The organism is Vibrio sp. 2033, assembly GCF_033339735.1.
The window spans coordinates 258,562-283,218 of sequence record NZ_JAWOVC010000003.1 but is presented as its reverse complement, the minus strand read 5'-3'; the positions used below and the strand labels follow the sequence as shown (position 1 = coordinate 283,218).

25 protein-coding genes and 1 tRNA gene are annotated in these 24,657 nt (G+C 42.9%); 19 read left to right on the top strand and 7 right to left on the bottom strand.

Going from position 1 to position 24,657, the window contains the following annotated elements; all coding sequences use genetic code 11:
- The first annotated feature begins 55 nt into the window (after nucleotides 1-55).
- Together R7P74_RS06890 and R7P74_RS06885 are read left to right on the top strand one after the other, a co-directional pair.
- Nucleotides 56-1,066, top strand: coding sequence for a DUF2804 domain-containing protein (locus R7P74_RS06890; RefSeq protein ID WP_206225659.1), 1,011 nt, complete (start codon nucleotides 56-58; stop codon nucleotides 1,064-1,066).
- 7 nt (nucleotides 1,067-1,073) lie between these two features.
- A complete protein-coding gene (locus R7P74_RS06885) occupies nucleotides 1,074-1,931 on the top strand; it encodes a sterol desaturase family protein (RefSeq protein ID WP_005373167.1) in 858 nt (285 codons plus the stop codon).
- 16 nt (nucleotides 1,932-1,947) lie between these two features.
- Here the strand turns inward: R7P74_RS06885 and R7P74_RS06880 are convergent.
- Nucleotides 1,948-2,022: transfer RNA gene (locus R7P74_RS06880), tRNA-Gly, on the bottom strand.
- Between the two features lie 371 nt (nucleotides 2,023-2,393).
- Between R7P74_RS06880 and R7P74_RS06875 the strand changes: the two genes are divergently transcribed.
- The 3 genes from R7P74_RS06875 to R7P74_RS06865 all read left to right on the top strand — a co-directional run bounded on the left by R7P74_RS06875 (nucleotide 2,394) and on the right by R7P74_RS06865 (nucleotide 4,168).
- Complete coding sequence (locus tag R7P74_RS06875; RefSeq protein WP_053304498.1) at nucleotides 2,394-2,912, top strand: DUF4136 domain-containing protein; 519 nt, start codon at nucleotides 2,394-2,396, stop codon at nucleotides 2,910-2,912.
- Between the two features lie 87 nt (nucleotides 2,913-2,999).
- Nucleotides 3,000-3,437, top strand: a complete 438-nt coding sequence (locus R7P74_RS06870) for a hypothetical protein (RefSeq protein ID WP_225473018.1) — start codon at nucleotides 3,000-3,002, stop codon at nucleotides 3,435-3,437.
- A 50-nt stretch (nucleotides 3,438-3,487) separates the two neighbouring features.
- The gene (locus tag R7P74_RS06865) at nucleotides 3,488-4,168 is read left to right on the top strand and encodes a DedA family protein (protein ID WP_033906460.1); all 681 of its coding nucleotides are present in this window, start codon (nucleotides 3,488-3,490) and stop codon (nucleotides 4,166-4,168) included.
- Nucleotides 4,169-4,292: 124 nt separating this feature from the next.
- Here R7P74_RS06865 and R7P74_RS06860 read toward each other — a convergent pair whose 3' ends face one another.
- The 3 genes from R7P74_RS06860 to R7P74_RS06850 form a co-directional block, all read right to left on the bottom strand.
- Entirely contained in the window at nucleotides 4,293-4,616 is a 324-nt protein-coding gene (locus R7P74_RS06860; protein WP_042522561.1) for a hypothetical protein, read from the bottom strand.
- 86 nt (nucleotides 4,617-4,702) lie between these two features.
- On the bottom strand, nucleotides 4,703-5,161 hold the full coding sequence (locus R7P74_RS06855; RefSeq protein WP_318122782.1) for a hypothetical protein: 459 nt from the start codon (nucleotides 5,159-5,161) through the stop codon (nucleotides 4,703-4,705).
- Between the two features lie 326 nt (nucleotides 5,162-5,487).
- Nucleotides 5,488-6,129, bottom strand: a complete 642-nt coding sequence (locus R7P74_RS06850) for a murein L,D-transpeptidase catalytic domain family protein (protein ID WP_017633652.1) — start codon at nucleotides 6,127-6,129, stop codon at nucleotides 5,488-5,490.
- 848 nt (nucleotides 6,130-6,977) lie between these two features.
- On the opposite strand from R7P74_RS06850, the gene R7P74_RS06845 reads away from it, so the two are divergent.
- Nucleotides 6,978-7,553 (top strand): imm11 family protein, encoded by a 576-nt coding sequence (locus R7P74_RS06845; protein WP_053349404.1) that lies wholly within the window; start codon nucleotides 6,978-6,980, stop codon nucleotides 7,551-7,553.
- A gap of 139 nt (nucleotides 7,554-7,692) precedes the next feature.
- Here the strand turns inward: R7P74_RS06845 and R7P74_RS06840 are convergent, their stop codons facing one another.
- Nucleotides 7,693-10,053, bottom strand: coding sequence for an EAL domain-containing protein (locus tag R7P74_RS06840; protein WP_154204298.1), 2,361 nt, complete (start codon nucleotides 10,051-10,053; stop codon nucleotides 7,693-7,695).
- Between the two features lie 473 nt (nucleotides 10,054-10,526).
- Here R7P74_RS06840 and rbsD point away from each other — a divergent pair, with 473 nt between their 5' ends.
- The 13 genes from rbsD to vctC all read left to right on the top strand — a co-directional run bounded on the left by rbsD (nucleotide 10,527) and on the right by vctC (nucleotide 23,138).
- Entirely contained in the window at nucleotides 10,527-10,946 is a 420-nt protein-coding gene (gene rbsD, locus R7P74_RS06835; RefSeq protein ID WP_005382620.1) for a D-ribose pyranase, read from the top strand.
- A 23-nt stretch (nucleotides 10,947-10,969) separates the two neighbouring features.
- The gene (gene rbsA, locus R7P74_RS06830) at nucleotides 10,970-12,475 is read left to right on the top strand and encodes a ribose ABC transporter ATP-binding protein RbsA (protein WP_085569089.1); all 1,506 of its coding nucleotides are present in this window, start codon (nucleotides 10,970-10,972) and stop codon (nucleotides 12,473-12,475) included.
- Nucleotides 12,472-13,455, top strand: coding sequence for a ribose ABC transporter permease (gene rbsC / locus R7P74_RS06825; protein WP_005382618.1), 984 nt, complete (start codon nucleotides 12,472-12,474; stop codon nucleotides 13,453-13,455). Before rbsA ends, rbsC begins: the two co-directional genes overlap by 4 nt.
- 87 nt (nucleotides 13,456-13,542) lie before the next feature.
- Nucleotides 13,543-14,421 (top strand): ribose ABC transporter substrate-binding protein RbsB, encoded by an 879-nt coding sequence (rbsB, locus tag R7P74_RS06820; RefSeq protein WP_005373143.1) that lies wholly within the window; start codon nucleotides 13,543-13,545, stop codon nucleotides 14,419-14,421.
- A gap of 222 nt (nucleotides 14,422-14,643) precedes the next feature.
- A complete protein-coding gene (gene rbsK, locus R7P74_RS06815; RefSeq protein WP_005373140.1) occupies nucleotides 14,644-15,561 on the top strand; it encodes a ribokinase in 918 nt (305 codons plus the stop codon).
- A gap of 35 nt (nucleotides 15,562-15,596) precedes the next feature.
- On the top strand, nucleotides 15,597-16,619 hold the full coding sequence (locus R7P74_RS06810) for a substrate-binding domain-containing protein (RefSeq protein ID WP_025767871.1): 1,023 nt from the start codon (nucleotides 15,597-15,599) through the stop codon (nucleotides 16,617-16,619).
- A gap of 499 nt (nucleotides 16,620-17,118) precedes the next feature.
- On the top strand, nucleotides 17,119-17,850 hold the full coding sequence (pnuC, locus tag R7P74_RS06805) for a nicotinamide riboside transporter PnuC (protein WP_025767870.1): 732 nt from the start codon (nucleotides 17,119-17,121) through the stop codon (nucleotides 17,848-17,850).
- A 10-nt stretch (nucleotides 17,851-17,860) separates the two neighbouring features.
- Entirely contained in the window at nucleotides 17,861-18,592 is a 732-nt protein-coding gene (locus tag R7P74_RS06800) for a nucleoside phosphorylase (protein ID WP_017635382.1), read from the top strand.
- A gap of 134 nt (nucleotides 18,593-18,726) precedes the next feature.
- Nucleotides 18,727-19,407 (top strand): Crp/Fnr family transcriptional regulator, encoded by a 681-nt coding sequence (locus R7P74_RS06795; RefSeq protein WP_042522565.1) that lies wholly within the window; start codon nucleotides 18,727-18,729, stop codon nucleotides 19,405-19,407.
- Between the two features lie 163 nt (nucleotides 19,408-19,570).
- Nucleotides 19,571-20,479 carry a siderophore ABC transporter substrate-binding protein gene (locus R7P74_RS06790; protein ID WP_005376635.1) on the top strand — a complete coding sequence of 303 codons (909 nt, stop codon included), beginning with the start codon at nucleotides 19,571-19,573 and terminating at the stop codon, nucleotides 20,477-20,479.
- 22 nt (nucleotides 20,480-20,501) lie between these two features.
- Entirely contained in the window at nucleotides 20,502-21,437 is a 936-nt protein-coding gene (gene vctD / locus R7P74_RS06785; RefSeq protein ID WP_017820306.1) for an iron chelate uptake ABC transporter permease subunit VctD, read from the top strand.
- Nucleotides 21,430-22,380 carry an iron chelate uptake ABC transporter permease subunit VctG gene (gene vctG, locus R7P74_RS06780; protein ID WP_005376631.1) on the top strand — a complete coding sequence of 317 codons (951 nt, stop codon included), beginning with the start codon at nucleotides 21,430-21,432 and terminating at the stop codon, nucleotides 22,378-22,380. The genes vctD and vctG overlap by 8 nt, the downstream gene beginning before the upstream one ends.
- Before the next feature lie 2 nt (nucleotides 22,381-22,382).
- Nucleotides 22,383-23,138 carry an iron chelate ABC transporter ATP-binding protein VctC gene (gene vctC, locus R7P74_RS06775; RefSeq protein ID WP_025767868.1) on the top strand — a complete coding sequence of 252 codons (756 nt, stop codon included), beginning with the start codon at nucleotides 22,383-22,385 and terminating at the stop codon, nucleotides 23,136-23,138.
- A 42-nt stretch (nucleotides 23,139-23,180) separates the two neighbouring features.
- Here the strand turns inward: vctC and cueR are convergent, their stop codons facing one another.
- Together cueR and R7P74_RS06765 are read right to left on the bottom strand one after the other, a co-directional pair.
- The gene (gene cueR, locus R7P74_RS06770) at nucleotides 23,181-23,567 is read right to left on the bottom strand and encodes a Cu(I)-responsive transcriptional regulator (RefSeq protein WP_005376627.1); all 387 of its coding nucleotides are present in this window, start codon (nucleotides 23,565-23,567) and stop codon (nucleotides 23,181-23,183) included.
- A gap of 87 nt (nucleotides 23,568-23,654) precedes the next feature.
- The gene (locus tag R7P74_RS06765; protein WP_213866754.1) at nucleotides 23,655-24,623 is read right to left on the bottom strand and encodes a helix-turn-helix domain-containing protein; all 969 of its coding nucleotides are present in this window, start codon (nucleotides 24,621-24,623) and stop codon (nucleotides 23,655-23,657) included.
- Nucleotides 24,624-24,657 lie beyond the last annotated feature (34 nt).

Genomic DNA, 24,657 nt, shown 5'->3' with positions numbered 1-24,657 from the left:
ATGTTAACGTCATGTTAAAGTTTTTGTGTGTGATAACTTGTGAAAAGACAACTATATGGATGAGCTTAAGGTTCTGAACTCGTTTATTCAGCAGAATGGCCTACCAGCGTTTGGCCACCTTGATGGAATTCCAACATCGTTACAGCTAGATAAATTTACCTACCTCGATGAGATGGATAAGCCGGTGTCTAAGTGGCGCCGTTACCGCGATTATAAGCAGTTTCAGTTCGTCAATTTGGTCACACCTAATTACGTCATTGGAGTAGCGATTGCTGATATACGGTATTTAGCATCCGGCTTTTGCTACCTGTTTGATATTAAAAAGAATAAGTTGATTGAGCAACAATGGTTGAAACCTTTTAATATAGGTTATCAAACTCAGCCTTCCAGTTGGTGCAGTCTTGCCCATCTTGCTAACAAAAGAGTTCAGTTTTCTATTAAGGATGGTATTTGGCACGTCCACTTTGTGACAGAGTCAGTCAATGCGGATCTCTATTTACGTCCAGAAAATATGAGTTTGCCATTAATGTTGTGTACGCCAACAGGTTATGCGGGTTGGACATATACTCAGAAGCACAATGCGTTAGCAGTAGACGGTAACTTGTTCATATTAGGAAAAGAGCAAGATCTTTCAGAGGTGGCTGCTGGTTACGATTTTTCCGCTGGGTACATGCGGCGAGAAACAAGTTGGCGCTGGGCGAGTATCAATTGCTTTGAGGATGACAGGCGTCTGGGGTTGAACTTGGCAGCTGGCGTTAATGAAACTGGCTATTGCGAAAATGTATTGTGGATTAATGGTCAGCGTCACTTTTTGCAACCTGTGCAGTTTCAGTTTTCACGAAGTGATGAAGGGCAAAAGTGGCATATTACGTCGGAAGATAAACGAGTTAACTTACAGTTCACGCCTTTGAATCGACGCTCAGAGAAGAAAAATTTTTGGCTTCTCAAAAGTAACTTTCGTCAGTACATCGGTTATTTCTCTGGCTATCTTATCGATGGAAATGGCATCAAACATCAGTTAGAAGAAGTTATGGGTCTTACTGAAGATCACTATGCAAAATGGTAGAAACACAATGGATTGGACGCAATTGATGGACCGCCCAGAATTACTTCTGATGATTCTGGCTCCAGTTTTCTTTTTCTGCATGCTTGCCGAATATTGGTTCGGACAAAGAAGGGGACGCTTGCCTGAAAGCGCGACGTATTACTTCCCTGAAGTAGCGTGTAATTTTGTTCTTGCGGGCTTACACCAAGCGACAGACATACTCACGGGTTTGCTGATTGCTCAGTTGTATTTGTGGTGGTTTGATTGGCGTTTGTTTGATATCGAAATGAGCGTCTCAGCTTTTCTTTTACTTGTTGTCCTGCAAGATTTTTTCTATTACTGGTTTCATCGGGCTAGCCATCGTATTCGTTGGATGTGGGCCGCGCACGTTGTTCATCACAGTTCGGAAAGAATGAACTTCAGTACCGCATTTCGTCAAAGTTTAATGTATCCGCTAGCGGGGATGTGGATTTTTTGGTTGCCCTTGGTGATTATTGGTTTTGAGCCAAAATGGGTTGTCTTCGTTGTGTTGTTTAATCTGGGCTTACAGTTTTTTGTTCACACCCAATCAATTCGTTCGCTCGGGCCACTAGAGTGGGTATTTAACACGCCGTCTCATCATCGCGTTCATCATGGTGTGAACCGTCAGTACATCGACAAAAATTATGCGGGTGTATTAATTATTTGGGATCGAATGTTCGGAACGTTTGAACCAGAGGTGGAAACGGTTCGGTATGGGGTTTCTAAACCTGTAAACAGCTTTAATCCCATCCGCGTGACGTTTGCAGAATGGAAAGACATGTTTTATGACGTAACTCGACCAAACTTATCATGGAAACAACGCTGCCGCCGTTTGTTCGCTCCGCCATCGGATTTTTATGAGTAAATTGAGATAAAGAGATTGGAGCGGGCAGCGGGAATCGAACCCGCATCATCAGCTTGGAAGGCTGAGGTAATAGCCATTATACGATGCCCGCGCATCGATAGGACTCGGTTAATATGCCACACTGGACGAAAAAGAAAAGTCTTTTCTCATCAAATGTTTGTCAGTTGCCTAAAAAAGTAGCGGGCTGATGTTAAAGTGTTCATTGTCTCTGGTTTTTTGTGGCACTCGCGATTTCGTTACTAAGCCTAGAGGCTTCCAATTAGGTCGTAAAAACCGAATTCTTAGGTGTTTAGATGTTGATGATATTCAAGATTTTCTGTGCAAAGGTTAATCTCGTTTATTGAACAGTCACGTTTCATGGTCAAGACTAGATATTGAAATGATTACTTTTTACTGTTTATGCGTATGTATAACACAGGGTAATTCTGCTGAAACAGTCAGCTTAACCAAAGGAGATTTAACATGATGAGAGGTTTGATATTAGGGCTGGTGGTGATGCTGGTATCTGCTTGTACTACCGTTACAACCGATGTAGATAAACAAGCCGACTTTTCAGCTTACAGAACGTTTGACTTCGGTGCTCAGGCGGAAGCTCCTACCAGTATTGATGGTCGACGTATTGAGCAAGGGCTTGCTGAACAGCTTGAGGGTAAGGGTTTAAACAAGGTAAATAGCGGCGGTGACCTTTACGTACATCATGATATCGTAGAAGAATCCGAGCTTGTTTCTTCAGGATCGTCGGTGAGCTTTGGTTATGGCTGGAATAGCTTTGGTGTGATCACTTCAAGCCCGGAAAGATATAAAGAACGTAAGTATGGGAAGTTGGTAGTTGAACTGGTTGATGCAAAGGCTAATCAAGTCGTTTGGAAAGGCGTTTCAAGTCGTAAACTGTCTGAGTCAATGAGCTCTGAGAAAAGAGAATCTCTCATCCAAGAAGAAATCGCGAAGATGTTTGAAAGCTACCCTTACGGTGAAAAATAATTAGTATTCTTAACGATTAAGAATACTAATTGCCAATAGCTACGCACAGGGTTAAAAGAACTTATTATTTTGGTTTTGGTTACCTTTGTGCGTACGACTCTGATTGCTTTACTCGGACTACTTTTCTGCTTGCTGGCTCCGAGCATGAGCCTGGCGCACTCACACCCAAATTTTCTTTCCGTTCATAACCAGAATATCGCTGTTGACGCTAAGTCGAAGCACTTTTCAGAACATCCTATCTCTCCAATACAACAAGACTATCCGAGTTTAAACAGCCGGAATGTAGTGAGGGTTAGCCATGCTAAGGAAATGAGCTCGAACGACGATGTAGAACCCGAATGGTTTGAAATGCTTGATGTAGCATGGTGGGCGCATCGTTCGGCAATTTACTCGATGAAGTGGCTAAAACGCATCGGCAATGAGGCTTTAGATTGTTGTATTGAATGTATTTTTACTCACTCTAAATACAGAATCGGCGTGAGAAAAGAATCGAATTTCATATACCGCTTTATACATGCTCGCTAACACATTCCATGTTTTTGCAACTTTTGGTTAATTATGCTTAGGAGCGGTTTATGTTTGATTCGATCATTCAGGTCTTGAGTGCTTTTTGGCATCAAGATTTCACGGCGTTAATGGCGCCAGGCAGTGCAGGTTTGGTTTATTTTGTTGTTGCTGTGATTATCTTTTTGGAAAGTGGTTTTATTCCTGCTGCACCTTTCCCATGCGACAGTGTCGTCGTACTATCCGGTACGCTGGCGGCGGTTAGCGTCCTTGACCCAATTATGATCATGTTGGTGATAGCTGTTAGTGCGGGGTTGGGAAGTTGGGCGGCTTATTTACAAGGCAAGTGGCTAAATCGCTTACCTAAGGTCCAAGGCTGGGTGAGTGCGGTTCCTCAAAAGCGTTTGGAACAAGTCGACGTATTACTCAGTAAACATGGATTGGTTGCGCTTTTGTGCGCGCGGTTTATTCCGGTTGTTCGTTCCCTATTGCCATTAATGATGGGGTTGCGAGTGAAACGTATTAGTAAATTCCATTACTTTGCGTGGCTGAGTGCGATTTTATGGACGCTGATATTATGCGGTTTTGGTTCATTACTTCCTTTGCTACCGGAAAATATGAGCAAAGCAATCACAATGCTATTAATGGCGGCACCAATAATTACTCTTGTGATTGGAGTGCTTAGTTTCTTGTTTGTTAAAGCACGTCGAGCGTTCTGTAAACCCAAGGATGTGTCTGAGTTTTCTCAGTAAGTTTACTTGATTTGCACTTTTAAGCTTGTATGCAGATTAGACATCTAATCGACAGGTTTTTATCAGTAAAAAGAAAGGCGCATACATTGCGCCTTTCTTTTTGAGTGTCGTTAGGGTTTCGAATTTAATAGCCAATGCTATATAAGTATTCGCCAACTTCTTTGCACTGAGACTTGTAGATGTTCTCTACTTCAGACTCATTCTTATCTGCTGCTTTAAATTCAAGTTCGGCAGACGATAGCTGGTCAAAGCTGTAGTCTCTCTCAGACATTAAGTAGTGTCTGAACATCGCTCTGTGTTCCGGAACTGCAATACGTGCGTTAGAAACGTTGGCACACTCTAACAGAGTGTCGTTACTCATTTCTTCTGGCTTAGTTTCTGTGTTTGCAAAGGTTGAGCCCGCTGAAAATAGTAATGCTAGTGCGATTGTTGTAGCGATTCTTGTCATTATATGGACCTCAAATTGGTTCTAGTAACAATGAGCATATTGGCTCTTATCGTTACATTTTCGTGTTCTCTGTATGTCATAAAAAGTTAAACAACAGAGAAGGCGTTGCGACCATGAGTAAAGACGTACATTAAGTTCGCTTCCTTTCTTCCTGAGAGGCGATAAAGAGAGCGTTGACTCATGAGTCCGCCATAACTGTCTAGAGGTAAGCGAGATGCTTGTTTTGCCAACTCCAGTAGTGGTGGAGAAGAGAAAGCAATAAGTAAAAAATAATTAGGAGTAAAATCTGATGATAAAACGCCATCAGTAGCTGATGTTCGGCGACAGGAGACAAGCCCGAACAACTCGCGCTTTATATGTAGGTAGTAACTTTCTGAACCCCAAGAACTCAGAGAAGCTGAGGCATGAAAATCAGTGTGTGCTAGCTCAAAATCGTCTTGTTGTGAGAGTTTAAGTAAGCGCTCGGAAGTGTAATGTTTGGTGTGGTGCCACTCATGCGCATATGAAGCTGTGATGAGCCCTGAGAGCAGGGACAAAGAAAGCATCAATAATATACGGTGTAGATAACGCAAGAAGTAACCCTAAACATATAAAGCCACAGTTACCCACCATGATTAAGGAATCTTAGTGGAACTATGATAACGATGAAAGCCAGTGTCTGATGAACTCAGCGTATACTAACGAGATGGAAGGGGGATGAACAGAGTTTTCTGATCGCACTTAGGTATATCAGCGAATAACACAATAATTTTCGCTTTCGAGTAAGCGAAAATGGAAAGAGAGTCGTTGCACAGGACGATTAAGCTAACAGGATTATTACTAGGGAAGAAATAGAATCTTCTTTTTCTTCCCCATATGTGTCGCATCGATATTATGCGCTTGCGTAAATAACGCTGCCGCCTTTTATGGTGTCAATGATCTCGCGAGACAACTTCTCTGGCAAAGCAGGGCAACCCCAACTGCGTCCGAGGTATCCATTCTTCTTGATGAAGGAAGGGTTTGCGTAATCGGCACCGTGCACGACAATGTAACGCTCGCGAGCTTTGTCGTTTAATCCAGAGCTTAGCCCATCTAATCGAAGTGAATAGCCATTTGAGCCGTAGTAAGTGGTATCAGTCAAAAAAGTGCCCAATGATGTTTTTCGCGAGTTCACGACATTTGAAAACTGTGTCGCTGTTTTCTTTCCGCTGTTCACGCCGTGAGAAACATACGTATTGTAAATTAGCTTCTTTTTATCTAAATCAACCACATAAAAACGCTTTTCAGTTGATGGTTTACTATAGTCGATGATCGTTAGTACCGACTTCTTTCTATCGGGTGTCTTCTGATAAGCGATGTAAGCGTCACTGAACAACTTAAAGTCTACTATGCCATCTAGCTTGGCTTGTTTAAACACATGTTCAACTTGCTTTGGTCGTAAATGATCCCTGGGTTCGTTATCTGATTGTTTTGCAAAAGCAAAAGGTGAGACAGACAACAGCGCACATGTAAATAATATAATTAACTTTTTCATCTTGGCTAAATAAAACTCTATGGTGTTACAAATTTACCGATTGCTTCATGCACTCGTTAAAACAACATGCACATCAATATAATTCTATTCCCAATGTTTCTTATTGCACGCTTAGGTGCTTGATATTGGGTTGACGATAAGTTTTCGAGTTAAAAACTAACTAATTGAAACTTATATAAAATATGAAGTTTAACGATGGTTTCTATAAACTTCGGCGTAAATGATATCTGATATATGTAATTAATAAAACTGTGTTTAAGGATATTTGTGAAGTTGCTAATTTATAAAAACGGCGTTTTATTTTTCGTACTTTAGAAACTCTTTTTATTTCAATGTGTTTTCTTTTTCTACGCTTTATCCAATACCTCAAAAGTTTGTGATTTAACTCGTAACAAATCGTAACGCCGAATCGTTATGTGTATAAGTGCATTTATAATGTATGAATAAACAACAGGGTGGTAAGAAAAGGCAGTAAAACAGCGGTGAATCGGTTGTTTTTAATTCACGATTGATAAAGCTAAGTCTAAGTCGTACAAAAATTGAACTTGTGAATATATCGTTTAAGTGAGAGTGATGAGCTCGACAAAAGTGAAGTGATGCGTGCTATTGTTTATTTTCTAATTTATTCGATTACATAAGGAAGGGTACATAGTAAAAATTGAAAAAATAATTCTATCGTGTGGATTAAAATATATAAATAATAAAACTTCGAAATTAAAAGATAAGAGCGCCAGATATTAATTCATTAAATTTTTGAACATGAGAGTAAACTCTATCTATTATGTTTGGTTTGGTGTGAGAGTGCTCGTCTCATTAAGAAAAGCGCTCAAATTTATTTAAGGACGGTTATGACAGCATTTAATAAAGTGTTTATTGTCACTCCCAATGTTAATGATTTTGCAATGTTGCAAGAGTCGCCATTGGAAATGTCTCTTCAAGTAACGGCAAGCAAACCTATCCAACTCTATGGAGAGTCTGTTAAAGCCAGTTGGAAAAGTATTGATATTGAATGGTTAGACGTTAAGGGTGAAAAGCCATTACCCAGGCCTGATATTGCAGCATGGGGATCTTTTACTCTTGCTGTATCCGCTTCTATTGCGGATAAGCTCGATGTGTTGAGCGAGAATGTCGAATTTTTACCATTAAATCTACAAGGAAAGCCTTGGCGAGCATTAAACATTGTCACTCAAATTGATGCCATTGATACCTCTGCTACCGAGTATAATCTTCGTCATGGTAAGCTAAGTCGTGCTAGACCGTTTAAGAAACTCGTTTTGAATAGAGAAGCCGTTAATGAATCTGACTTGTTCAGAGTAAAAGGTGCTGGGCTCAGAACGTTTTGCACGGACAAAAAAGGTGGCTTGTACGATAGCGTCAAAGCGCTGAATTTGACCGGTTTGGATTTCAAGGAAGTGCTGGTTTAAAAACGAATAAATAGTGATTTACTCAACTAAAGTCATAGACATAGGTATGGGGGAACAAAAGCTGAGCATCTATCAATGAAGCTCATATACAGCTAAATACAGCCGCCACAGTTGTGACTGCTGTACGTCTCCCCTTAACTTATGTTCTTGAAACCCTAATTGAGCTGACCATGGACGCATCAAATCGACTGTCGTCATTTGCCGATTGCCACCACAAGCTCAATTGTTCTTTAGTCATTGGTTTGCCAAATAAATAGCCTTGCATATAGTCGCAGCGGTATGCCGATAACCATTCATGCATCATATTGTGTTCAATACCTTCTGCTGTAACCGTTTTATTTTGGGCATGGCATAGCTCAATAATAGGTTTGATCACATGTCCGTTGTTGGTGTTCATCAATGTAACGAGGAACTCTCGATCAAATTTGATTTTTTGAACCGGATACTGAACGAGCTGAGTTAACGATGTGTAACCAGAACCAAAGTCATCAATTGCAAGACGGTAGCCACGTTTTGATAGCTCATCAAGTAGGGCTGTGCCTTGTTGTTCTGCGGCAAAGGTTTCGGTTATTTCTATCTCAATACATTCTGGTTTAACACTGTGCAGTGTCGCTTGTTCATGGATGTAGTTTGCCATTTCTATCGAGTTTAGCTCTGCTGATGAAAGATTGACCGAAAGAACAATATCCTTACCGAAAATATTCCTTAATTGATGGTATTCCGCCGTTGCATTGGCGAAAACCCAGCGGTCAATTTTATCAAATAATCCGGCTTGCTCTGCAATTGGAATAAACTCCTTTGGGGGGATAGGGCCGATACCTTCGGCTTCCCAGCGCAACAAGACTTCTAACCCCTCAATTTCGTTGCTTCGATTGTTCATATAGGGTTGAAAAACAAGGTGGAATTCTTCCTCTACATTGCTTTTTCGGAGCGCACGTTCAAGCTGACTTCGTCTTTGAGACTCAATATTGAGAGCGGCTGAATAATAGGCGTATTGATTTTTCCCTGCCCGTTTTGCTTGATACATAGCCGCATCGGCACTGGAGAGTAACTTCGCGATGTCAGTACCGTCTTGAGGATATTGTGCAATACCTACGCTTGCCGTAACGGGAAATGAATTACTCCAAGATGAACTGAGATTACTAATTGGTTTTAGTAACTCTGATGCAAGCAAATCAGGCAAGCGTTTTACCTCTTGATTTGAGCTCAGCAAAATTGCAAATTCGTCACCAGATAACCTGGCGGCAAAGCAGGGGCTGTTGTAATCGTGCGAGAACTTTTGACAGGCATTCTTGATGTGTGATGAGAACACTTTTAATAAGTTATCTCCCAATTCATGCCCGTATTTATCATTCACGTATTTAAAGTTATCAAGATCGACGTAAACAACCCACAGAAACTGCGAAGGGGAGATAAGTTCACGAGTGGCAAGCTCATGAAAACGATGGCGATTGGCGAGTTGCGTCAGGTGATCCGTTTCAGCTAGGCGTTTTGTCTTTTTATAGATGACATTAAGTTCCTCATACATATCAAAAAAGCGTGCAGAGAGGCGTCCTATTTCATCGTTTGTTTCTAGCTTTTCAATATTGTCACGTTGATTAGATTCAAGTTCGTTCAGCTGCTTATCAAGGCGAGAAACAGGGCGCAACACATAGCGGTACAACACCAAAATGATTAATGTGATGGTGAAAAACGCCGCTACGCCAAAGGAGAAAGCAAGTTCTAGCCACACTTTATCGACTTTATTCCACATTAAATATTCGGCAGGAGAAAGCACGGCATAAAAGTGCGGCAGCAGCTCAATGGTTTGAGCGAGAGGAATATCAAGATAAATGGGTTTGTCGGCGAAAGTAATCACGCTGTGCGTGTCAAACTCGATTTCATGCTTAATCTCGTTAAAGGCTTCAAGTGATACGGAAACTACCACAAAAAACACATTTTTCGAGTCAAAGCTCAAAGGGTGAGTCCCCGTTCTTTTGTCGACGACTTCATATTGAAGAAGAATGCTTTGTCCACTGGAGTTATAAATAAAGCCAGTGTGACTGAAAGCCTCTCTCTCATTGAAACTTCGTGATATGTACTCTAACACCTTTGGGTCGACCACGCCCGATGATTCGTAATATTTGTTTTCTGTGTAGTAGAGAAGGTTTTGTTTTCCGTCGAGGATCGCCATGCTCGCATCGCCTTTGTAACCATGGCTCAATACTTCAGCGGTCTCGTCTAATCGGTTAAACAAGACTCGTTCACGATAGGGGTTGTTATGATTTACCAAATAGTCTTGTAATACATCACTTTTACTGAGCGTATAGGCATAGCTATTAAGAAAAATATTCGCTTGTCGAAACTGCCCGGCGAGCTTTTCCATCTGCAACTGAATATAGCTGTCTTCCCGCTTGATGAGCGTCACTTTTTGAATGCTATAAATAATATAGCTAGATACTAACGCGCTTAATAAGATCACTGGCGCGACAAGCAAAATGACTCTATTGCTTAACTTCATTATGGTTCTTAGTTTCCGTTTGTGTCCCTACAAACGTCGCGTACCAGGTAAGGTACTGAACGGATGATGTGTTTTGGCAAATTGTAACCAGATTGTAAGGTGAGCGTTCTCCAAAATCAGGCAGCTATCTAAGAATTGTGATGACGTGAAAGGTTTCGAGCTTATTAACTAGAGGTTTTCTCAGTAGTTGGACGTCTCTTTTCCTTCCTCCCTGTATAAAACCTAACCGTAATGACAGGGAAATACCATCATCGAAACGTTTCGATGGTAAAGTGTGACTCAAGTGCACTTTTCCTATTCAATGACAATTGAATTACAGATCATTCTCACACCTTATCGATCTCACACTGGTCAAATTGCGATGACGAATTATTATTTCATCGAAACGTTTCGATGAGTTTTCTGTTAATAACGAAAACACTTTAAGACAGGCGCTCATGGTTGTATGAACGTGTAACCGAAAGGTCGATGAGATGAAAAAAAGTACCCTAATTAACTCAGATATTTCTTACTTGGTGGCGACGCTAGGCCACACCGACGAGATCACGATATGTGATGCTGGTCTACCAATCCCAGAGCATGTTCAGCGAATCGATTTGGCGCTAACGCATGGGGTACCAAGTTTTCTTGATACTGTTCGCGTAATTCTATCTGAGTCCCAAATCGAAGGGGTCATCATTGCGGAAGAGTTCTCTGATGCAAGCCCAGTTTTGCATGAAGCGTTGCTCAACGAACTGAGCAAAGAGAGTGAAGAAACGGGCAAATCTATTGAGGTGAGCTACGTGTCACATGAAGCGTTTAAAGCACGCACGGCCCAAAGTCGCGCTATCGTAAGAACGGGCGAATGCTCGCCATATGCGAACGTTATTTTCCAAGCGGGCGTGGTTTTTTAAGCCAGAGATATTGAGGACAGATTATGACTCAAGCCATTCTACAACTAAGCGAAATTGAGAAGGCGTTTCCGGGCGTAAAAGCACTCGACAAAGCAAGCCTGAATGTTTATCCAGGCCGTGTGATGGCGCTGATGGGTGAAAATGGAGCAGGCAAGTCAACGTTAATGAAGGTGTTGACAGGCATTTACCACATGGATGCGGGGAGCATTCAATATCAAGGTCAGCCGGCGGCCTTTAAAGGTCCACGCGATTCACAGGAAGCTGGTATTAGCATTATTCACCAAGAGCTGAACCTGATTCCTGAACTGACGATTGCCGAAAATATTTACTTGGGACGAGAGTTCACTGGATCCTTAGGGCGTATCCAGTGGGGCAAAATGTATGACGAAGCTGACAAGCTTTTAAAACGTCTCAATGTCAAGCACTCATCAAAAACATTGCTTGGCGATTTAAGCCTTGGTGAACAACAAATGGTGGAAATTGCAAAGGCACTTTCGTTTGAGTCGAAAGTCATCATTATGGATGAGCCAACGGACGCATTGACCGATACCGAAACGGAATCACTGTTTAAAGTGATTAATGAGCTTCGCGAGCAAGGATGCGGCATCGTATACATTTCGCATCGTCTTAAAGAAATCTTTGAAATCTGTGACGACATTACCGTACTTCGTGATGGTAAGTTTATCGGTGAGTGCAAGGTGTCCGACACTGATGAAGATGGCCTAATTGAAATGATGGTTGGCCGAAAATTAGAAGAGCAATATCCACGTATTGATGTACAACATGGCGAAGCTTGTCTTGAAGTCATTGGTTTGACTGGATCTGGCGTTCAGGATGTGAGCTTTACTCTCAAGCGTGGTGAGATTCTTGGAATTTCTGGCTTGATGGGCGCAGGCCGCACTGAACTCATGAAAGTCATTTACGGCGCATTACCTAGTGAGCATGGTGTTATCAATCTTGATAACAAAACTATTAACCCGGTTAGCCCGCAAGATGGCTTGGCAAATGGTATCGCTTACATCTCTGAAGATCGCAAAGGCGATGGTTTGGTTTTAGGTCTTTCAGTTAAGGAGAACATGTCACTTTGTTCGCTAAACCAGCTGACCAAAGGCTTCCAGATTCAACACAGCGACGAAGTGATTGCAGTGGAAGATTTTATTAAGTTATTCAACATTAAAACCCCAACGCGAGATCAAATCATCGGCAACTTATCTGGTGGTAACCAGCAAAAAGTTGCGATTGCGAAAGGGTTAATGACGAAACCTAAAGTTCTGATTCTGGATGAGCCAACACGTGGTGTTGATGTCGGAGCAAAAAAAGAGATTTATCAGCTCATCAACAAGTTTAAGGCCGAAGGCATGAGCATCATCTTGGTTTCTTCCGAGATGCCTGAAGTGCTCGGCATGAGCGACCGTATTTTAGTGATGCATGAAGGTCGTATCACTGGCGAATTTGATGCGAAAGACGCCGATCAAGAAAAATTACTCGCCTGTGCCGTAGGCAAAGAGATCAATGAGGAAGCAGCATGAGTACGAATACCATGAGCAAACCAACCGAAACTGGCAACAAGAAGTTGTTCACAAAAGAGTGGCTGATTGAGCAAAAATCACTGATAGCTTTGATCTTTCTGATCGTTGTTGTGTCATTTTTGAACCCGAACTTTTTTACGGTCGACAACATTCTCAACATTCTTCGTCAAACCTCCGTGAATGCCATTATCGCAGTGGGTATGACATTAGTTATTTTAACAGCAGGCATCGACTTAAGTGTTGGTTCGGTATTGGCATTGTGTGGTGCCTTTGCGGCAAGCATGATTGCGCTTGAGGTTCCGGTGCTAGTGGCGGTTCCAACTGCTTTAGTCGCAGGTGCAGCGTTAGGTGCGATCAGCGGTATCATTATTGCGAAGGGTAAGGTGCAGGCATTTATCGCTACGCTGGTTACCATGACGTTACTACGCGGTGTGACCATGGTGTACACCGAAGGTCGTCCAATCTCGACAGGCTTTACTGACACCGCGGATGCGTTCGCATGGTTTGGTACTGGCTACGCGCTAGGCATTCCAGTTCCTGTTTGGTTAATGGTGGTTGTGTTCGCTGCGGCTTGGTATTTACTTAACCACACGCGCTTTGGTCGCTATGTTTACGCACTAGGCGGCAATGAGTCTGCGACTCGCCTATCAGGTATCAATGTAGACCGAGTGAAGATTGGTGTCTACGCCATCTGCGGTATGTTAGCAGCGCTTGCAGGCATTATTGTAACGTCTCGTCTTTCTTCGGCGCAGCCAACAGCAGGTATGGGCTACGAGCTAGACGCTATCGCAGCGGTTGTTCTTGGCGGTACCAGCTTGATGGGCGGTAAAGGCCGTATCATGGGTACCTTGATTGGTGCGCTGATCATCGGTTTCTTGAACAATGCACTTAACCTACTTGATGTTTCTTCCTACTACCAAATGATTGCAAAAGCAGTGGTTATCTTGCTGGCGGTATTGGTAGACAACAAAAACAAGTAATTCATAACAATCTGTATATATAAAACAGTGAATACAAACCGAGTCAGGGGACGTGTACTGGCTCACCCTACACAAAGGACTAGAACGATGAAAAAACTTGCAACTCTTATCTCTGCTGCACTTCTTTCTTCAACCGTATCGGTAGCGGCGCAAGCTCAAGATACCATGGCGATTGTGGTTTCGACGCTAAACAACCCGTTCTTCGTAACGATGAAAGACGGTGCGGAAGCAAAAGCGAAAGAATTGGGGTACGACTTAATTGTACTGGACTCGCAAAATGACCCGAGTAAAGAACTGTCGAACATCGAGGATTTAAGTATTCGCGGCGTAAAAGCAATTCTTATCAACCCAACGGATTCTGATGCAGTGTCTAATGCAATTCGTATGGCGAACCGTTCTAAGATCCCTGTGTTGACATTAGACCGTGGTGCAAGCCGTGGTGAAGTTGTGAGTCACATCGCGTCGGACAACGTAATTGGTGGTGAAATGGCAGGCCACTACATCATGGAAAAAGTCGGCGAAAAAGCAAAAGTCATTCAACTTGAAGGTATTGCGGGCACATCGGCAGCGCGTGAGCGCGGTGAAGGCTTTATGAATGCCGTGAAGGGCAGCGATATGGATCTTCTTGCTAGCCAACCGGCTGACTTTGACCGCACGAAAGGTCTAAACGTAATGGAAAACCTGCTAGCGGCTAACCCGGATGTACAAGCGGTATTTGCACAGAATGATGAAATGGCGCTAGGTGCACTTCGCGCAGTTCAAGCTTCTGGCAAAGATGTCGTTATCGTTGGTTTTGATGGTACGGAAGACGGCATTGCAGCAGTTAACCGTGGCAAACTAGCGGCAACTATTGCTCAGCAACCAGACCTTATCGGTGCTTTAGGTGTTGAAACGGCTGACAAAGTTTTGAAAGGTGAAGAAGTAGAAGAGTACATCCCAGTACCACTAAAAGTAGTCACTAAGTAAGTTTTAAGTTCAATAAATCATCCTAATTTTTGCTCTCTCCTCCGTTTATATCTGTCGTTTAGGAGGTGAGGGCAAACTTACCCAAAATACTGCAAAGTGTGGGGTATAGATGCCTTTGACTTTTTATCGAGACTCCTTCATCAGGAAGAGAAGTTAAAGTCATCTAATGTATTTTCCTAAACAGTTTTTAAAAAGGGTTCATTCAGAACCGAGGATAACCGTATGAATAAGTTAGTGGTGTTAGGTAGTGTAAACGCTGACCATGTTCTTCAAGTGCCTTCTTTCCCTCGCCCAGGCGAGACGCTGCATGGTCGCAACTATCAAGTTATCCCAGGTGGCAAAGGTGCCAACCAAGCCGTCGCGGCGGCGCGATTAAATGCAGACATAGGTTTTATCGCTTGTGTGGGCGACGACTCATTCGGCATTAACATTCGCGAAAACTTCAAAATGGACGGCATCGATATCACTGGTGTGAAGATGCAGCCAAATTGCCCGACAGGTATCGCGATGATTCAAGTGTCGGACAGTGGTGAGAACAGCATTTGCATTTCAGCTGAAGCAAACGCCAAACTGACAGCAGAAGCGATTGAGCCAGATTTAGAGCGTATTCGCCAAGCAGATTACTTGCTAATGCAATTGGAAACGCCGATGTGCGGCATTGAGAAAGCCGCGCGAATCGCGAAAGATGCCAAAACCAATGTCATTCTGAACCCAGCGCCAGCTCGCGAACTGTCAGATGAATTACTGTCTTACATTGACGTGATTACGCCAAATGAAACGGAAGCTGAAGTTCTGACAGGTATTACTGTAACAGACAACGAAAGCGCGCAAGAAGCGGCGAATGTGCTACATGGTAAAGGTATAGAAATTGTCATGATCACACTCGGTGCAAAAGGCGTTTGGTTAAGCCAAAACGGTCGAGGCGAAATCATCTCGGGTTTCCGCGTTGAAGCGACGGATACTACCGCTGCGGGCGATACATTTAATGGGGCATTCGTCACTGGTCTCCTAGAAGATTTACCTTTAGAATCAGCGATTAAGTTTGCACATGCGGCGGCTGCAATTTCTGTGACCCGCTTTGGCGCGCAAACGTCGATTCCAACCCGCGAAGAGGTGGACGCGTTTCTCGCTGAACAATAAGGCGCACAACGCCTCATTAAAATAGGAGTAGTAACATGGCGACGATGAAAGACATCGCAAAACTGGCAGGGGTTTCCACTTCAACAGTGAGCCATGTTATTAACAAGACGCGTTTTGTGAGCGAAGAGATCTCTGAACGCGTTAACAATGCCGCAAAAGAGCTTAACTACTACGCGCCCTCTGCGTTGGCGCGTAGCCTCAAAGTCAATCGTACCAAAACCATTGGTATGCTCGTGACAACCTCAACCAACCCATTCTTTGGCGAAGTCGTAAAAGGCGTAGAGCGTAGCTGTTACCAAAAAGGCTACAGCCTCATTTTATGTAACACCGAGGGTGATAACGAACGTATGCGTCAATCCATTAATACGCTATTGCAAAAGCGTGTCGATGGTTTGATCTTGATGTGCTCGTCGCTAGAAGGAGAGCGTATCGATGTATTTGAGCGTTACCCAGATATCCCAGTTGTGGTAATGGACTGGGGGCCGATGCTATTTACAAGCGATAAAATCCAAGACAACTCACTTCGTGGCGGTTACTTAGCGGCGAAATACTTAATTGATTGCGGCCATACCGAAATTGGGTGCATCACTGGCCCTTTGATTAAACACCAAGCGCAAATGCGATACGAAGGTTATAAGCGAGCAATGAACGAAGCTGGCTTGGAATTTAATGCCAATTGGATCATTGAATCGGACTTCGAGTGTGAGGGTGGGTATCAAGCGTTCAAAAAAATGGCTCAGCGTGGCGCATTACCTAGCTCGATTTTCGTCTCTAACGATATGATGGCGATGGGGGTGATTAACGCCGCAAATGAGCTCGATATTAAAGTGCCGGACGACCTGTCCATTATTGGTTACGATGACATCCATATCGCGAAATTTATGTCGCCATCGCTAACTACCATTCATCAGCCTAAGTACCGTTTGGGGCAGGCTGCCGTTGAGACTCTTGTCCGAAAGTTGGATGAAAAGTCAACAGAGGCACAGGTCGTACAATTAGAACCGACTCTAGTGGAACGGAAAAGCGTCAAGAGGTTAAAGTCAAACGTCACTGAATGACGTGTGATGTTGAGCTAAAAAATTAAAAAAGTCGTTTCTCTTTATACGATAAAGCCTTACTATCGTCGTTGATTATAAATAAAACTATTAATTGTTGTCTGGCGGATTAGTTAAATGTTATCAAAAGGTTACGCTAAGTTATCTGTAAAACACCCTTGGTTTCACCGAGTTAATGTTATTACAGTTGTATTGATTTTTTTTGTGAGCTGCTATCAGCTACTGGTTAATGAAGCATTTGAGTACGCAATTGGCTTTATTATTACACTTTTGGCGTCAGCTTTATTTGCATCAGCTTCTGCATTCAAAAAACGCTATCTAGGCTTGGATTCATAGGCACGTCTATTTCCAACATCGTTCAATAGCATCATTTATTGCTTTCAAGTAAACATTGAACTGAATTATGATCGAGTGCATCAAGAGGAGGACAAATGTCCTCCTTTTTGTTGGGGATCACGCTCTAATATAAGCGTATTCCAAACAAAATAATAAAGGACATGTTATGGACCTCTTTGCCTTACTCGATATTAATAATACTCTCGTTAACATTCCGATCGGCGACGGCTACGCAATGAGTTGGATCGAAGCTTTCGGTACAGTTTTTGGACTGCTTTGCATTTGGTTTGCCAGCCAAGAAAAAACCATCAACTACTTATTCGGTTTGCTGAATGTCACGCTTTTTGCCGTTATCTTTTTTCAAATTCAGTTATACGGATTATTGCTTCTTCAATTGTTTTTCTTCTGTGCGAACATTTACGGCTGGTATGCGTGGACTCGTCCAAACGCACAAGGTGAAACGCTGGAGGTTCGCTGGTTAAATAAACAGAAACTTATTACTACTGCCTCTATTAGCGTTGCATGTATCGCATTATTAACGATCTATATCGACCCATTTTTCTTTGCGCTAGCAAACATTGCTGTTGATAGCTTGAATCTCTTTGGTGCTGGCTTGGCTGAACCGGTGCTTGAACCTGACGCGTTTCCGTTCTGGGATGCAACCATGACAGTACTTTCTGTTGTTGCACAAATTCTGATGACACGTAAATACGTCGAAAACTGGATTCTATGGGTCGTGATTAACATCATCAGTGTGGGTATCTACGCGACGCAAGGTGTTTACGCAATGTCTGTTCAGTACGCGATTCTTATGTTCATCGCTGCCAATGGCACGCGTGAGTGGGCTCGTAGCGCTAAGCGCAATGGCGATAAAACCTTAGCGCACGCTGCTGCGTAAGGAACGAAAAATGGCCAAACAACCTCATATCGGAGTGGATGAAACACAAATCGCTCCCCTCGTTATTGTATGCGGCGAGCCAGATCGAGCGAATCGTATCGCGGCATTATTTGATGATGCAGAAATGGTGTCGGAAAACCGCGAGTACCGTGTGTTTACCGGCAACTACAAAGGCAAGCCTGTTTCAGTATGTAGTACAGGTATAGGTGCGCCATCGATGATCATCGCAGTGGAAGAGCTAAAACAGTGCGGTGTGACTCATGTGGTACGCGTTGGATCTGCGGGGGCAATGCAATCAGGCATTCATCTTGGCGAGTTGATCATTGCCGAAGGCGCGGTAAGAGATGAGGGCGGCTCTAAAGCGTATGTCGATTCGTCTTATCCAGCCTACGCAAGCTTTTCACTGTTAAAGGAAGTTGAGCGTTACTTGTCGATGCAAAAAGTGCATTATCATTTTGGTGTGGTGCGTTCTCACGACAGTTTCTATACCGATGACGAGGATGCAATATGCCAACATTGGAACAAGAAAGGCATCTTAGGTGCAGATATGGAAACCTCTGCGCTGTTTACGGTCGGTCGACTACGAGGCCTTCATGTGGCTTCGATATTAAACAACGTGGTGCTGTATCAACAAGATGTGAAAGAAGGGGTTGGTCAGTACGTTGATGAGGCCAAAGTAATGATGCAAGGTGAGAAGAGTGCCGCGATTACGGCATTAGAAGCCTTGGTTGCTCAGCGTTAGCCAGTCTCTATCTCAGTAAGTCACATAAACAGAATAGATGTAAAGCGACAGGTCACTGTCGCTTTTTTATTTGGAGTTACGGGGTACAATCCACCTTAAATAGTTGTCCGTAACTTTTTCTGAGAGAGCAGAAAATGAAAATCAGCCCTTATCCGACTGGTCGCTTCAAAACATACCTTGAAGAAAAGAGTGCCACCTTTCGCGATTTGATTTATCAGTGCCAAATAAATTCGCGTTACTTTGATGCTGGGGAAGCAATTCTCCGCCAAGGTGAGCAACTTCAGTACTTGTATGTTGTGCCAGTAGGTCGAGTCTCGATGAACATATTGGCCGCAAATGGACGACGTTTTCAATTAGGGGAAGCTAACTGCGACTATCATATTTATGGTGAAATGGAGTTCTTCACTCAGACCCCTTGTCAATGGAATGTGATAGCAGATGAACATATGCAGGTTGATGTTATCTGTATCCAAAAACTAACCGAAGCTCTGCAAAATCATCCTGAAATGATGGTGTTCTTCGCTTCAGCATTGGCTGAGGATTATCAAGACTCCATGGATATCTACACTAATCGTTTGTTGCATCCCATTACTTACAACATTGCCTATGATCTTCTCGTCCGTAATCAGACGGATAAGCTCCTTGGTGGCTTTGATAAAGTGAACCAAGAGGCTGAGCGGTTTGGCACCTCAGGCCGAGTCTATCGACGTGCAGTTAAGGACTTGATTGAAAAGGGATTGATTACCAAAACAGACAACGGTTTGGAGATTATTGATGAGCTGGCACTCAAAGCGTTTATTGAAGCGCATGAATGATACGCCCAGGTATTGAAACTAATGGGTTTTATAAGTCTTTGATATATCTAAGTCTTGAGTAAACGTAACTAATGTAAAGTACCTTAAATTTTGTTGAATGCATTAAAGAGTAGCGTTATATTGCGAACGCGTATGATAATAGATCTCATTAAGGCTTAACAAAATGAAAAAATTCGTTGGTGCGGCTATGCTGTCGTTATTTACTGTTTCTCCTTCTTTCGCTGCTAAAGTTGTGATTGACCACTACATGGGTCAAACAGAGCTAGAACAATCCCCAGAGCGTGTGGTTGTGATTGGCTTTGGCCCGCTAGATGCGCTGGACAACTTTGGTATCGATCCTGTTGCAGTATCTAACTCTTCTAATCTGCCTAGTTACCTTTCAAAATACAGCAAAGATAACTACACCTCTGCGGGTAGTTTGTTTGAACCTGATTTTGAAACCATCTACATGCAAAAACCGGATTTGATTTTGGTTGGTCCGCGGGCGTCTGCGAAATATGAAGAGCTGAGTGAAATTGCCCCTACAGTTGTTTTTGCGGCGAAAGAGAACCAAGGCTATTGGGAAGGCACGCAAGCGCAATGGCGCAATATTGGTAAGATCTTCAATATCGAAGAAAAAGTAGAGCAGAAAATTGAAGCGCTAGATGCTCAATTCAAAGCAATCCGTGACTACAACCAATCGAACAAAAATGATGCATTAACGATTTTAAGCATGGGTGACAATATCAGCGCGTTTGGTGCCCAGTCGCGATTTGGCGTCATTTATAACGACTTTGGCTTCTTGGAAACGGTTGAGCACGTGAAAACGGGCACTCACGGAGATGTCATTTCTTATGAGTTTATTCGTGAAGCTAACCCGAAAAATATTCTCGTGGTTGACCGAAATTCTCTGACAGGTACGCCGGATAACGATATTCGTAAATCTATGGATAACGACTTAGTCAAAGCGACTGCGGCATATAAAAATCATAAAATCACTTATTTAGATGTGGACGCGTGGTACTTGTCGATGTCTGGTGTGACAGCAACAGAAAAAATGGTCAGTGAGATAAAGCAAACCGTTGAACTGTAATCCAAGATAGCAGAGGTTAACTTTGAAGAAGTTATTGCTAACCCTTGTGGTTTTAAGCACGGTTTCGTTATTTGTTGGGGTGGCAAACATGACGCCCCAACAACTCTTTTCAGGTGATGAGAAAGCATTAGAGCTTTTCTTTACCAGCCGTATACCACGTTTATTTGCCATACTGCTTGCTGGTGCTGGCTTGAGTATTGCGGGACTTGTCATGCAGCAAATCAGCCAGAACCGATTTGCTGCACCTTCTACAACCGGTACGATCGAATGTGCCATGTTGGGCTACGTACTGAGCGTGGTTTTCTTTGGTAATGATAATCACCTTTGGCTCGTTTTCGGCATCTCGGTATTTGGGACGCTAGCGTTTGTTTTCTTTATTCAGCGCATTCAATTTAAGAGCGTGGTTTTTGTGCCTCTTGTCGGGATTATTTTCGGCAATGTCATCCAATCCATGACTACGTTTATCGCGTACAAATATGATGCACTTCAAAGTCTGAATGCTTGGACAGTCGCAAACTTCGCTAACATCTTGCGTGGTGATTTTGAACTGCTGTACATCGCGGTACCAATGGTTATCCTCAGCTATCTTTTTGCCGCAAGGATCTCTGCCGTAGGTATCGGAAAAGATTTCGCGATTAACTTGGGTTTGAATTATCAGCAGGTTGTGACGATTGGCGTGCTATTGGTGTCCATCATGTCAGCAAGTGTCGTGATGATTGTTGGCCAGTTGCCATTCTTAGGGCTGATTGTGCCGAATCTCGTGAGTCACTTTTATGGCGATAATCTCAAAAAGAACATTCCGCTTACGGCCATGTATGGGGCGATTTTAGTGTTGTGTTGCGACTTGGTGAGTCGTTTAATTATTTTCCCTCATGAAATGCCAATCTCTATCGTGATCAGCATATTGGGTGGCGTGGTATTCATCGCTATGTTGTTGCGAGGTAAGCAACATGCGTGATTCAACGAAAATCCTGCTGCTAGGTGGCATTGCGATTCTTTTCGCGTGTCTGTTTATTGGTATTGGGCTAACGGCTGACAACTACCAATATTTTTTGTCTCGTAGAGTTCCTAAAGTATTGGCGATAGTGCTAGCGGGTGTGGCCATTGCTCAGTCTTCACTTGTATTTCAAACCATTACGCACAACCGAATTTTAACGCCAAGTATCATGGGTTTTGATGCGCTGTATGTGTTAACCCAAATTTTGATCGTGTTGATTTTTGGTGGGTTGAGTACCTTAGTTCTTAACTTGTACGTCAATTTCGCGATTGCAGTAATTGTAATGGTGTCGTTTTCGCTACTGCTGTTTGGGTTTTACTTTTCAAAAGGCAGCAAGAACTTGATTACGTTGCTATTGGTCGGCTTGATCTTTGGTCAGCTATTTTCCAATGCGGCGTCATTCTTTTCTTTGCTGATGGACCCAAACACATATGCAATTGTTCAGTCGAAACTGTACGCCAGTTTCAATAATGTCAAAGTGAACTTGGTTTACTTTAGTGCTCCGGCTTTAATGTTTGCATGTTGGTTGTTGTTTAGGATGCATCGCACTTTAGATGTGTTTTGGCTCGACCAAGACAATGCGAAAAGCTTGGGTGTTGATGTACCTAAAGTGACGAGAAATGTGTTTATTATCTCGGCGGTTTTGATTGCTATTTCTACGGCTTTGGTAGGGCCAATCATGTTCTTTGGTTTACTAGTGACCAACTTAAGCCGGGAAATGTTCCGAAGTTACCAACATAAAACGCTATTGGTCGGATGTTCGTTTCTATCCATCAGTTCACTACTTGCTGGGCAATGGATAATCGAAAACGTGTTCAGTTTTGAGACGACGTTGAGTGTCGTAATTAACTTTATCGGCGGTGCATATTTCTTATACCTGCTGCTGAAAAACAAAGTTGTATAAATATGATAGTAATAGACAAATTAACGAAGGCTTTCGGTTCAAACAAAGTCGTAGACGAGGCCAATACTCAGTTTGAAAAGGGCAAGGTAACATCGATTATCGGTCCAAATGGCGCGGGAAAGAGCACGCTGTTATCTATGGCCTCACGCTTAACGGAGCGAGATGGCGGTAGTGTTATCATTGATTGCAAGGAAATCGCGGAATGGGACACAAAAGAGCTAGCGAAAAAACTGGCAGTACTTCGCCAAGCTAACTCGATTACAATGCGGTTTACCGTAAAAGAGTTAGTCTCTTTTGGTCGTTTCCCATACTCTAAAGGAAATCTGACTAAAGAAGATCATGAGGTCATAGAACAAGCGATCGACTACTTAGATTTGCAAGATATTCAAGACAAATACTTGGATGAATTAAGTGGTGGTCAGCGACAGCTTGCATTTATTGCTATGGTGATTGCACAAGATACAGATTATGTCTTTCTTGATGAACCTCTTAATAACTTAGATATCAAACACTCTCTTCAGATCATGAAAGTTGTGCAGCAGTTAGCCCATGACATGAATAAAGCCATGGTGGTCGTGATTCATGATATTAATTTCGCGGCGTGTTACTCAGATGTCATATTGGCGCTTAAGAAAGGTAAAGTTGTGGCGAGTGGTGCGGTTGAAGATGTTATTCAAGCGTCTACGCTAGAGGACATCTATGAAACGCCATTTAACATCATAGAGTTAAACGGTAAGCGCATGTGTACTTATCATTAAGCGAGCTAGTTCGTTTTTAACGAGATCAATAGATAGGCGGGCTTACTTGGTGAGCTCGTCTATGATTGGGCATCGGCTCTCTGCATCTCCAGGACAAGAAGAAACCCAACCTTCAAGTTGCGTTTTGATCTCCATGAGGTGTGCAATTTTTTCTTCAACCTCTCTCAGTTTGTCCATGGTTCTTGCTTTTACTTCGCTACTTTTGCGATTGGGGTTATGAGCAAGTTGTACGAACTCTTTGCATTCTTGCAACGAAAAGCCTGCGCTTTTTGCGCGTGATACCAAGTTAAGCTCTTGAATATGATTATCTGAATATTCGCGATAGCCAGAGTCGCTACGCGCTGGTGGAGATATGATCCCTTTGTCTTCATATAATCGAATCGACTTAGATGAAAGCCCAGTGAGCTTCGCGACGGCACCAATATTCATGTTTAACCTCCATAACGTTTAAGGCGAGTATATACCGATGTTGTGGATAAGACACTCCTAAATAACAGTCTGTTACCTAGAGTCCCCTTACTCTTTAATCACTTCATGTGGTGGCACACCAAATGCCTTTTTAAAGGCATAAGTGAAGTTAGAAGGGTGGTGGTATCCGGCTTCATAGGCGGCTTCTGTTATCGTCACTAGGCCACGTTCCAAATGTTGCCTAGCAATCTCAAGACGTCGAAAACGAATGTAGCCGTTTATGGTCATATTAAGTGATTGTTTAAATCGGCGCTGCAGGTTTGAAACACTCATTGAGAATTGGCTCGCCAACTTTTCCAAGCGTAGTTCTTGATCAAGGTGAGTTTCAATATAGCTGACAATATCCTCAATCCGACCATCAATGTGTCGTTCAATACTGCTGTTTTTAGCACTGAAATTCTTAGGAATTTGCTTGGTGGCTTGATGTAATATTTGATAGATCAAGCTTTCGACCTCTAGCTTCTCTTGAAACTCTTGCGGTGTTTCTATATTTGTTAACGTTTCAGCCAGTTCGCATAGCGTCTGGGTAAGCTCCAACTGTTGAAACGCCTGATGAGAGTTAAAAAAGGCTCGATGACTACAATTTTGCTCAAGGCGGGCCTCTAGCCATTGGGGCTTAACCAATATGTTGATCTTATTAATGAGGTTATCTTTGAGCAGTGAACGACGAAAATTTGCAGGTTTGAGTAAGTTCACCACTACACCCTTAGGGCCGTCGCTCGCGTCTAAATCAAATTGCAAATCGTCGTAGCCAAACGAGAGTCTACCTTCTAAAAGAATAGTGACCAGCAGTGAGGCGTGTGCAGTAGAAACAATATTCGAATCAATAAGTTCTAGACAACGCCCGCCATGAACAAAAATTTGATCATTGTACTGATATGATAGGAACTTACCTTCGGCCAGTTGAGTTTGACAAGGTTGGCCTTGCGTGACAATCCATTGTTTCTCTGTCGCCTCTAGTCTTTGGGTTAAAGCTATCTTGGCAATTTTAGTTCGTTTTGTTGTGACTTCCTGCATTTGACACTTCCTCATAACACTTGTGCGATTTCGC